Consider the following 9,403-nt stretch of genomic DNA (forward strand, 5'->3'; position numbering starts at 1 on the left):
GCGTTTGCTTACTTCGGCCGCACTCGTTGGCTTGGCTTTGCTGCTGCTTGCCTCCCTGTACTTGGGTTCCAAAGATCTTTCCATTGGCGAAGTGACCAGCATCCTCATGCATGGTCCGCACCCATCTACGCAATCCGGCATCATTTGGGACTTGCGCGTTCCGCGCACCCTCTTGGCTGTGATCACAGGCGCAGCCCTGGCTATGGCGGGTGCCATTGCTCAGAGCTGGACCCGCAACCCCCTGGCAGATCCCGGCATTATCGGCGTGAACGCTGGAGCAAGTTTCGCAGTCGCTGCGGCACTGACCTTGGGCTGGGCAACGACGGTCGGGGAGCGGACACTTGTAGGGCTCGTCGGGGCGGCCGTCGCTGCCTCAATCGTGCTGTTGATTTCCCGCGTATCGCGTAACCCGCTAACTCTGGTACTCGTGGGCGTGGGAGTTACCTTCGCCCTGCAAGCGGCCACGAATATGCTGAGCCTCTATTCTTCCGACACCCTGGAAGGGCTCCGCCGCTGGACCGTTGGCTCTACAGCTGGGCGGGGTATGGAAGACGTGGCCTTAGCTGCTTTAGGTCTAGCACTAGGTGCTCTATGTGGTGCGCTTGCAGCACGCCCGCTGGATCTACTTGCGATGGGAGAGGACTCCGCCCGTTCCCTTGGCAGCTCGCCCACGAGAACCCGCTTGTTGGCTGCCGCAGCGGTGATCATCCTCGCCGGCTCGGCGACAGCCACTGTGGGGCTTGTGACATTCGTGGGCTTCGCCGTGCCACACCTACTACGCCCGTTTACCGGCCCGTCCCTGACTCGCCTCTTGCTGCCGACCGGCATTGTTGGTGGCGCGGCTGTGTTGCTAGCCGATATTGTGGGCCGCTTCGTCCTGCAGCCTAACGAGCTGGAAATGTCCATTGTCTTAGCTATTGTCGGTGCCCCAGTGATGATTCTGGCGGTGCGACGTAAGAAGAGTTCACCGACCTCGAATGACTCGGAGCTGACGATATGAGCGATATGACGTCTATCCGTAGTATTAAGCGTTCACGAAGCAGACGCGTCCTGGCGGCTTCGGCAGGGTTCGCCCTCATAGCGGCTCTTTGTTACTGCTTAATCCTGGGGCAAGGAGCGGTGAAGCTCAGCCCGATGGAAGTCATCGAGGTTCTCACCGGTGGGGGCACACAGCAAGCAATCAACGTGGTGTGGGATCTCCGCCTGCCTGTAGCAATCGCTACCGTTCTGGTCGGCGCGGCTCTAGGGCTGGCAGGTGCGTGGACTCAGACCATGGCCCGCAATCCGCTGGCCAGCCCGGACATTCTCGGTGTATCCGGCGGCGCGGCGGTTTTGGTTGTGGCGGGCACCGTAGTTACCCGCCCTGCATGGAGTGAGGGGGTGCCGACGTTCTGGTGGCGTGCTGCACTCGCTTTGCTTGGCGCACTAGTGATCGTTGGTTTGCTCGTTCTACTCGGTGGCTTCGGGACGTCGCAGCGCGTAGTGGTCATCGGCCTGGCACTGTCTTTCCTCACGCAGTCTTTAGTGCAGTATCTCCTGCTCCGGGCTGACTTAACTCGTGCCACGGATGCCCAAACTTGGCTCGCTGGGTCTACCGGCTTTGTGCGTATGGAAGCTTTGTTTCCTATGGTGTTGGGCCTGTTGCCCTTCGTAGTTTTAGGCCTTTGTGTTACGCGCGATGTCCCTCTTCTTTCTCATGATGACGCCACCGCGTCCACACTTGGGGTAAATGTCACGAGGGTGCGCGCTATTTTGCTCATTGCCGCAACGGGCATTGTCGCGGTGGTGGTTTCCTTTGTCGGCCCAATTGGATTCGTGGCACTATTGGCTCCTCAGCTGGCCAAGCTGGTGGCCGGAACGCCCACGCCCCATCCGTTGTGCTCTACTTTTGCAGGCGCTGCTCTATTAGCTGCGTGCGCCGTCGTGGCGGGCGCACTGCCATTTACATCCCCTGTGGGTTTGGTTACCGCCATCATCGGTGGCCCCGCGTTGGTGTTGCTTGTGTGGTTGGCGGCCCGTCGCGGAACTCTGAAAGGAATGGTTCAATGAACGTTCAAGTTGATCACGTCACCGTGGGCTACAACGACGGCCCAAGCATTGTTAAGGACGTGTCTTTCACTGCAGAGCCCGGGAAGGTCACCACGCTCTTAGGCCCCAATGGTTGTGGCAAGTCGACGTTGCTCAAGACGCTTTCTCGGCTGCTTGCTCCCGCCGAAGGACGGGTTCTTGTAGAGAAAAAGGACGTGCATAGTTTGCGGTCGCGCGAAGCCGCCCAACTAATTGCGCTTTTGCCACAACACCCGCTGTGTCCGGCGGGATTGACCGTTGGAGAACTTGTGGAGCGCGGACGGCACCCTTATCGTCGATCGCTCTGGGGTGGGGGAGCGACGGCGTCAGAAGATAAAGAAAAAGTGCGCGAGGCGCTGAAGAAGACGAAGGTTGACCATCTTGTTGCCCGCGACGTGGCGGAGCTTTCTGGCGGCCAGCGGCAGCGGGTCTGGATGGCGATGGTGTTGGCGCAGGATACGCCAATTGTGCTGTTGGACGAACCGACTACCTACCTAGATCCGGCACATGCGATAGAGATTCTAAGTATCGTGCGGGAGCTCGCTCAAGAGGGCAAGACGGTGATTACCGTACTTCATGATCTTGGCCTGGCGGGAGCTTTTAGCGACGAGATGATCGTCATGAAGGAAGGGGAAAAGATCGCCGAGGGTTCTCCAAAGGAGGCTCTGACGGTGGATGTGTTGCGCGAGGCATATGGCCTGAATGCCGAGGTGTGGGAAGATCCCCGCGGTATGGCTCCGATTATTGTGCCGCGAGGGATTGTGGCTAATTAAGGCCGTGCCCTGCCTAGGAACCAATAGGGGCACCACTGCACGGATTCGCTATTGAGGCCCCAGGTGTGAATTGCGTGGCGCCGTACTTCCTTGCAGAGCTGTCCTTCACCCGCGACCCAGACGTACTTCGACTGTGTTGCGGGGTGTTCGGCACGGTCCAGTTGCTGTAGGTGGGACATCACTGCCGTGCTGAAGTCCGTTGTAGCGCTAAACAGCACTTCTAGGCTGCCCAGCTTGCTCTCCCAGTCGGCGACGAGGGATGGCTCGAGGTCACCATGGTTCTCGGCGACCACTACGAGGTGTATGTCGCGCAACTGTTCCGGGGCAAACGCATCCGCGTAATCCAAAATGGCGCGAACGGAAGGTACGGCAGATGGGTCTGCGATAAGTGTTTGTGAACTTTGCGCGCGGTGCCAGAGGCCCTGGCATGTCCAGATGCCTACCTGGTCGCCAACACGAGTTGCAAGAGCCCAGGCGAGCCCTGGTCCGACGTGCTCATCCTTTGGATTTTTGACGCCATGTGTCGCCACGTCGAAAGTTATCTGTCCGCACTCGGGATCGAGTGAGCGTACGGTGTACCAACGTAAATTTGGGCGTTGGGTCTCCGGCATGGCTGTAACGCTTGCGCGGATATTGGCGCCACCTCCGTGGAGGGGTAAATGGAGATTCTCGCCGGGCTTAGCCGGCATAAAGAGGCCAAAGAATTCGTCCGGGCCGGAAAGCTGAAAGCCGACTAGCTCGGGGGAGCGGATGACAATCCTCTGCAGGTTTTCTGCCGGGGCGCTGACGTCATAAACAGTGGCGCGGATGATTCGATGGTGCGGTTCAGAAGGGGCGGCCAAGAGTAGGTGGTCAGAAAAGGCCGCGCGGTAGGCGGAAGTGTTCGTCGGAGTGTTCAGGGTAACTGGGTTCGAGGTCATAGTGGGAGTTAACTTACCCTTACCTAAAGCAAAAGTGAAAGGGTGAGGGGCAGAAAAAGCCCCGCGGGGATCCGAGGTGAACTGGTCCCCGAAAGTTGGACTGGTTTAACTCTAGGCGGTTAGGGCTTCAAGGGTCTGATTTCGATATTGCATCGGGGTCAGGCCCTTGAGTCGTTGTTGGACGCGTTCGGTGTTGTACCACTGGATGTATTCGTCGATTACTTGGTTGAACTCTGCGACCGTGTCGAAGACTTCTCCGTGGTACATCTCGGTTTTCACGTGGCCGAAGAAGTTCTCCATGACCGCGTTGTCGTAACAGTTGGCTTTACGCGACATCGACTGAACACCGCCGTTGTCGCCGATCAGGTCACGCCACGAGGCATGCTGGTACTGGAAACCTTGATCGGTGTGCATCATCCACCCGGGTTCAGGTGCCCACGCCGCGATCACCTTGGGCAAAGAATCGGTGGTCAACGCTGTCGACGGCGATGTAGCCACAGTGTGGGCAACGATTGAGCGGTCGAACAAGTCCATCACCGGTGACAGGTAGACCTTGCGGCCTGCAACCCTGAACTCGGTGACGTCGCTGACAAAGACGGTATTTGGCTGATCCGGGGTGAATTTGCGGTCAAGCTTGTTGTCGGCAATGTGGCTGATCGTCCCGGTGTAGGAAACATAAGGTCTACGTTGGCGGATCTTGGCTCGCAGCCCCATCTCGCACATGAGTTTGTAGACGAGTTTGTGGTTGACCACCCACCCCTGGTTACGCAGGTCAAGTAGTACTCGTCGGTAGCCGTAGCGATGCTTGTTACGCTCGAAGCTTTCCCGAATCGCTTGCTTGAGCTCGGCGTGCTTATCTGGCTTACTGAGTCGTTTCTGGTGGTAGAAGAACGTCGACCGTGGCATACCTGCTGCCTCTAGGAGGTACTCCAAGCGGTGGTGCGACTTGAGGATGACAATCGCCTGGACTTTCAGGCGCGTCCCTGATTCCTCAAGTCCCGCAATTTTTTTAGATAGGCATTTTCGGCCCGCAACCGTTCGTTTTCGCCACGCAGCTTGTCTTCCTCCGACAGCGGCTTCGGCGTGACCGATCCTTTGGGTCTGCCCTTCGGCTTCGGTTTCAACGCGTCATCGCCGTCTTTGCGCCATTTCCACGACCACCCGCGGACCAGCTGCTGTGATGACAGGCCAAATTCACGTGCAAGATCCATCGCTGTCTCGCCAGCAAGGTGGCGTTGGACAACTTCCTTCTTGATCTCGAACGAGTACTGCTGCTTAGTCGGTTTCTCCACAAGACATAGCCTGCATGCAGCTTAAACCGACGACAGAGCATACGGGCGGCATACTTGGAGACACCAAGGGCATTGGCAGCGGCTGTATAACCCATGCCTTGCTCAAATAGTTCAACCAACTGCTCGCGCTGATATTCACTTAGCGAACTTCGTGCTCTCAATGACAACTACTCCCCACTAGTCGGTAACTGATTTCTCAGTCCAACTAATGGGGAGCAGTTCATTAGGTGCCGAGGCTTTTCTGCTGGAAAAGGCGAGCCTGGTTTGGGGTGACCAAACGGCTAGCAATGTGACCCGTGACATGCGACGTTTGGGCATAAGTGCAGGTTAAATTTTGCCGTTATTCTGTTTCCAATTTCCTGGCTGAAGTGGGTCGAATTTCTATATTGTGACCGTTTTTCATCACCGGTACGGTTTTCGTGTGAGCACGGCAGTGGCCGCAAAGGAGAAGGCGAGAAGCCCTTTACCTTCAGCTCTGGGCATCGCGCCACACCATTTATCTACACTTCATTTTTCTAAAGGATCATCATGGATAACCTGTGCAATATCTGCGAACTGATTTCCTCCTTGCCAGCACCGGCTCCGCTGCCGGTACCTGAGTTCAACGTGAACTTCCCGGAGGGCCCACTGGTTCAGGTCGACTCACTGTTCCCGAACTTCCACTCTCTGACTGAGGGCGGCAACCTGGGTCTGCAGAACGTCGGTGGCGATCAGGACAACGCTCTGCAGAACGTTGGCGGCAACCAGGGTCTCCAGAACGCTGGCGGCGATCAGCTGAACGGCGGAGACCAGATTGGCGGCGACAAGCTGGACAAGGGCGACAAGGTCGGCGGCGACCAGGTTAACGACAAGGGCCAGATTGGTGAGCGTCAGTCCGGTTTCCAGACCGGTGGCCAGGACCAGAGCCTGCAAAACGTCGGTGGCGACCAGGGTCTGCAGAACGGTGGCCAGGAGCAGGGTCTCCAGACTGGCGGTAAGAACCAGAACGGCCTTCAGACTGGCGGCCAGGAGCAGGGCCTGCAGACCGGTGGTAAGAACCAGGGTGGCCTCCAGACTGGCGGCCAGGAGCAGGGTGCCCAGACCGGCGGCAACAACCAGGGTGGCCTGCTGGCCGAGGACGGTGCGGGTGACAACCTGCCAGTCGACCTGGACCTCACCGGTGCAAAGGCTATCTAAGGCCGTTTAAGCTGACTTAGGCACTGCACTACAATGACACTGCGCAGCTATTAGCTCTCGCGGCTATTAATACGTAACAGCGCACGAGCGCCTTCTCACTCCTTGCGGAGTGGGGAGGCGCTTTTTTGTGTTTATAGCTGGCGACGTTGGGTCGATCCGAGTTACTGACTGCGTTTATGTCAAAAATGGCCCGAAAAATGTCCTGAAAGCGTCATAAACTCGCACAGTTTCACATTTGCAGTCCCCTATTCAGTCGCGTTTTACATAACGTGATCTGTTGGAATGCCGTGAATCAGACCCATTTTTGTCTATTAACCGCGGATGGAGAGGTTGGGGCGGAGAGGCGATTATTTATGCAGCCGCAATTAGCACACAATTATGTGGCTTATTAAATGATGTCCGGGGATTCTTTTGTAAATAGTCTTGAGACATCATTTTTGCTCTTAGAGATTTATTGGCTTGCATTTTCATTAGGTGGGGGTGGGGTGTCATTTGTGCCGTAACTCACAATTATGAAAATCGTGACATGGGAGACATTCTAACCCAAATTAATGGGCGGGGATTCATTGAAAAAACTTCATATGCGCAGGTTGATCGTGATTTTATGGGTTGAATGGCTAGGTGTCGTGGCGAAAGGTGGAACTTCGGCATGTGTGTGGTGTCCAAATGTCCACCCCAGAAAAAATATGCAAACAACAATTATTGACATTGAAATAAAAGACAATAGGGGTGGCAATTAAATGGCTCAACAAACATAAAATGTATTTGTTATATTCGGGGGCGGCCAACGCTATAAATGAGAATTAGAAGGCGATGTCAACTGGGCTACCTGTGATGGGGGCTGGAGACGCTTATGCGTGGTCATTGATTGTTCATTGAAGGCTGGAAAGGTAGCGAAAGGTGTATAACGCACTGAAATCGAAGGAAGGGGGAGGGCTCATGTTCGGTCGTTTTACAAACGAGAAGCGCTGGTTGGCGCTTTTTAGCTTCATGGCTGTGCTCGCTCTTTTCTTCGCTAAATCTCCAATAATTGCGCATGCGCAGGATGCAGAAGACACTGGCGAAACCCTGACAATCCAGAAGATTTTGAGTGTTCCTGGAACCGTTAAGGGTGTTGAAGCCAATGGAAATGTCCGTGATTTTGAGCCACTCATTGCGGCATTTGACGAGGCGGCAACTCCATTTGGTAGCCACAAAATGGGTTACTGCATTGAGGCCAGCGTCGCCGGTGATCTTTATGACACCGGTCGTGTGCAGAACTTCAGTCAGTTCTCGCGCAGTACAGATACCAATAACAAGCTGCGGAACGACTTTGACCGATACCGGAAGCTCAACTGGATTGCGCACCACGGTTCTCCAGCTGTTGGTTTGGATGAACTGGGGAAGGCAGCTGGAGTTAAAGGACGTCTGAAAGTGCTGGACGCCAATAACGCAACTCAATTCGCTCTGTGGCACTTCTCCGATGGCATTGACTTCTCCCAGGGCATTCACAACCCATCGACGAAGGCTGTCTACGACTACCTCACTGGTCCGGCTAACGTCGGTCAGGGCACTGTCGATGGCACGAACCGCACTGGCTACATTTTCAACAATGGTAAGAAACAAGACATCATTGTGATTGACAATGTCACTCCGTCTTCCGGTGAAGTTCCGGCAGAGCCGACGAAGCCGTCCGAGCCAGAAAAGCCAACCGAACCGGAGCAGCCAACCGAACCGGAAAAGCCGACTACTCCGACCACGCCTGCGGAGACCACGACCCCGTCCGAGTCGACCAAGCCGTCCGAGCCGGAGAAGCCGACCACGCGTAAGCCGTCGATCTCCACTCAGGCTCGCCTGAACGGCAACAAGATTGTTGCGGGCGCTGTGGTTAAGGACATCGTGAAGTTCACCGACCTGGTTCCGGGTAAGAACTACCGCCTGGACGCCACCCTGGTGGACAAGACCAATGCTGATCGCATCTTGGGGACCGGCAGCGTGGAATTCACTCCGGAGACCTCTTCGGGTGAGCAGGCTGTCATGATTACCGTCTCCGATGATGTAGATGAGCCGGTTACCGCTGCTGTTGCATTTGAAAAGCTGACCTCGACAGAGGTCACCGCCGATGGCCAGGACAACACCGATGGTCAGCGGGTAGAAATCGCTACCCACGAGGACATCAACGACGCAGCTCAGACCGTTCACGGCGAAAAGCCGGAGCAGCCGTCGACCTCCGAAGAGACCCCGACGAGCGAAGAGACAACCGAGGAGACGACCGAGGAGACAACGGAGCCGTCGTCCAGCGAGACCACTACTTCTGAGACCAGTGAGTCTGAGACTCCGACGACGTCGGAAAGCGAAGAGCAGCCGAGCTCATCGACGACTACTCCTAACACCTCCGAGTCCACGAAGCCGGCCGCTCCGACGGAACCGACCGAGCCGACTGACAGCACTGAGTCGCAGACCACGGAACCGACGGAGCCGACTGAGACTACCGAACCGTCTAAGCCGAGCGAACCCGCTGATACGCCGCTGGAGCCGGAGCTGCGCACGGTAGCCGAGCTTCAGGGCAACCGCATTGAGGCTAATGCCAAGGTTGTCGACACCGTGCATTTCGAGGGCCTGGTGCCTGGTAAGAACTACACCCTCTCCGGTGAACTGGTTAATAAGGCTGATGGCTCTGTGATTGGTCATGGCGAGGCGACGTTCAAGCCGACGTCGGCAAGCGGTACTGTGACTGTCACTCTTGAGGTGTCTGACTCTGTTAAGACTCCTGTTGCTGAGGCTGTCGTGTTCGAGCACCTGACCTCTGATGAGGTCGACTCGACTGGTAAGGAAAGCGCTGGTCAGGTCAATGAGATCGCTGACCACGCAGATATCAATGACGCAAGCCAGACCGTGACTGGAGAGGTTCCGGAGAAGCCGGAAGACACCCCGACTGAGGAAAGCGAAACTCCGTCCGAGGAGACGACCGCACCGGAGACCAGCTCGACTGAGCCGACCACGTCCACCGTTCCGGTAACTCCGAGCGAGGATGAGCCGTCCGAGCAGCCGGAGACGACACAGCCGGAAGAGCCGTCTGAGACGACAACTCCGTCTAAGTCCGAGTCCGAAAAGCCGAGCAAGCCGAGCAAGCCGACTAAGCCCGCTCAGCCGGAAAAGCCGAGCAAGCCGACGAAGCCTGCCCAGCCGGAAAAGC

At 56.5% G+C, this 9,403-nt stretch carries 6 protein-coding genes and 1 pseudogene; 5 read left to right on the forward strand and 2 right to left on the reverse strand.

Annotation, left to right across the window (positions count from 1 at the left end; genetic code table 11):
• Positions 1–4: 4 nt before the first annotated feature.
• From HMPREF2562_RS05995 to HMPREF2562_RS06005, 3 genes are read left to right on the forward strand one after another with little or no spacing between them, the layout of a single operon-like run.
• Entirely contained in the window at positions 5–1,000 is a 996-nt protein-coding gene (locus HMPREF2562_RS05995; protein WP_167389319.1) for a FecCD family ABC transporter permease, read from the forward strand.
• On the forward strand, positions 997–2,049 hold the full coding sequence (locus HMPREF2562_RS06000) for a FecCD family ABC transporter permease (RefSeq protein ID WP_016421887.1): 1,053 nt from the start codon (positions 997–999) through the stop codon (positions 2,047–2,049). The genes HMPREF2562_RS05995 and HMPREF2562_RS06000 overlap by 4 nt, the downstream gene beginning before the upstream one ends.
• Entirely contained in the window at positions 2,046–2,840 is a 795-nt protein-coding gene (locus HMPREF2562_RS06005; protein WP_016421888.1) for an ABC transporter ATP-binding protein, read from the forward strand. Before HMPREF2562_RS06000 ends, HMPREF2562_RS06005 begins: the two co-directional genes overlap by 4 nt.
• On the opposite strand, the gene HMPREF2562_RS06010 is transcribed toward HMPREF2562_RS06005, so the two are convergent.
• Positions 2,837–3,760: a siderophore-interacting protein gene (locus HMPREF2562_RS06010; RefSeq protein WP_016421889.1), complete on the reverse strand. Its 924-nt coding sequence runs from the start codon at positions 3,758–3,760 to the stop codon at positions 2,837–2,839. The genes HMPREF2562_RS06005 and HMPREF2562_RS06010 overlap by 4 nt on opposite strands.
• Positions 3,761–3,871: 111 nt before the next feature.
• Positions 3,872–5,061, reverse strand: a pseudogene (locus HMPREF2562_RS10745) (IS3 family transposase); the annotation flags it as partial.
• A gap of 519 nt (positions 5,062–5,580) precedes the next feature.
• Between HMPREF2562_RS10745 and HMPREF2562_RS06025 the strand changes: the two are divergent.
• A complete protein-coding gene (locus tag HMPREF2562_RS06025; RefSeq protein WP_049171148.1) occupies positions 5,581–6,228 on the forward strand; it encodes a hypothetical protein in 648 nt (215 codons plus the stop codon).
• 939 nt (positions 6,229–7,167) lie between these two features.
• Positions 7,168–9,403: VaFE repeat-containing surface-anchored protein (locus HMPREF2562_RS11140; protein ID WP_168162077.1), on the forward strand; the 2,236-nt coding region annotated here is incomplete at its 3' end.

It is taken from the genome of Corynebacterium sp. HMSC077G07, assembly GCF_001809225.1.
In the GTDB taxonomy this organism is placed as follows: Bacteria; Actinomycetota; Actinomycetes; order Mycobacteriales; family Mycobacteriaceae; genus Corynebacterium; species Corynebacterium jeikeium_D.

Coding starts and splice junctions, on each gene's coding strand:
- HMPREF2562_RS06000 (WP_016421887.1), top strand. CDS start 997: ATGAGCGATATGACGTCTATCCGTAGTATTAAGCGTTCACGAAGCAGA.
- HMPREF2562_RS06005 (WP_016421888.1), top strand. CDS start 2,046: ATGAACGTTCAAGTTGATCACGTCACCGTGGGCTACAACGACGGCCCA.
- HMPREF2562_RS06010 (WP_016421889.1), bottom strand. CDS start 3,760: ATGACCTCGAACCCAGTTACCCTGAACACTCCGACGAACACTTCCGCC.
- HMPREF2562_RS06025 (WP_049171148.1), top strand. CDS start 5,581: ATGGATAACCTGTGCAATATCTGCGAACTGATTTCCTCCTTGCCAGCA.